General features: G+C 61.1%; 2 protein-coding genes. One reads left to right on the forward strand and one right to left on the reverse strand.

What is annotated here, in order from left to right; translation table 11 throughout:
- Window positions 1-902, forward strand: a 902-nt coding sequence (locus AC1DWI_RS23005; RefSeq protein WP_477725894.1) for an FAD-dependent monooxygenase, incomplete at its 5' end; no start/stop codon positions are given.
- Between the two features lie 192 nt (window positions 903-1094).
- On the opposite strand, the gene AC1DWI_RS23010 is transcribed toward AC1DWI_RS23005, so the two are convergent.
- Window positions 1095-1443, reverse strand: a 349-nt coding sequence (locus AC1DWI_RS23010; RefSeq protein ID WP_477725895.1) for a hypothetical protein, incomplete at its 5' end; no start/stop codon positions are given.

Here is a 1443-nt window from a genome sequence, read left to right on the forward strand (position 1 = left end):
TCTCCATTCATCGCGCCGACCTTCACGGCCTGCTGCTGCAGGCCGTGCAGCAGCACGCCGACGTGAAGCTGCATCTGAGCCGGCCTCTGCAGTCCTTCAGCCAGACCGCGCAAGCCGTCACGGTGCAGGCCGACGACGGCCCTGGCATTGAAGGCGACGCCCTCATAGGTGCTGACGGCATCTGGAGCACAGTGCGCCAGGAACTGCTGGGTGACGGTCTGCCACGCCGCACCGGCCACCTGGCTTACCGTGCCCTGGTGCGGCAATCCGATCTACCTGAATTGCTCAGGAGCCGGCAGATCACGGTCTGGCTGGGGCCGCGCATGCACGTGGTGCAGTACCCGGTGCGCGGCGGTGAATGGCTCAATGTGGTGGCCATCGTGCAGGGTGAAGCCGCTGCCGAAGCCGACCTCTGGGACCACAGTGCCAACACCTCCGATCTGGGTGCGGCGACGGCCGGCTGCTGTGCCGCGCTGCGCGAGGTACTGGATGCCATCGGGGGCTGGCGCTTGTGGGTGCTGCACGACCGCGCGCCGATGCGGGGTGCCCACCAGCACGCTGTAGGCCGTGTGGCCTTATTGGGCGACGCCGCCCATCCGATGCGGCCTTACCTCGCGCAAGGCGCCGGCATGGCGATCGAAGACGCCGCCGAGCTAGGCCATGTTTTGGCCCAGGCGCTGGACCCGGCGTTTGACGTACCCACCATGCTGCAGCGCTACGCGCTCAACCGCTGGCAGCGCAATGCGCGCGTGCAGGCGCGGGCTTTGCGTAATGGGCAGATATTTCACGCCAGTGGGGTGTCGCGGTGGGGCAGGGATACCGCAATGCGTCTGTTGGGTGAGAAGCTGCTGGATATGCCCTGGCTGTATGGGGCAAGCCCAACCTACCTTGACGGGCATTGAGCTGTAGGACGACGGCTGTTTGCCCAGGCCTTGCACGGTTGATACGCGCTTTCACCGCGGGCAGTGCGTCAATTTGTGGTCCGGGCTTCATGACGGCAAGGAATTCCGCCCGGACTGGGAAAAAAACTCGCGGGACCGCGGTCACGCCTGGGTGAAGTTTTGGGGACGCTTGCAGATGCGGCCGCTATTTATTCACGGGATCTTGTTTTTCTCGGACTTTGGAACTTGTATGTACTTCCTCATCCTGTCGAATTTTTCATCGTAAACCAGCACAGTGTCCCTCTGTTCGGGCCGGAGAATTCTCAAGCTGTTGTACCTGGTTTCCACTTTCTCTTCAGTGTTCATGAAAATCTTGTGATCCCACCGCTCTTCCGGGTCTTTATAAACAGTTTCGATGATGACCTTGCCCGGAAAAACTTCGTTAAATGCGATGTAGTACTCCGGATGAAGGGAAGGATCGTTCTTTCTGAGGAGCACCAGGAGGAGGTAGGCATCGTTCAGTCCTTCCCGCGTGTCCTTGAGCAGAATGGCGATTTCTTTC

The organism is Polaromonas sp. P3_C2, from assembly GCF_056402675.1.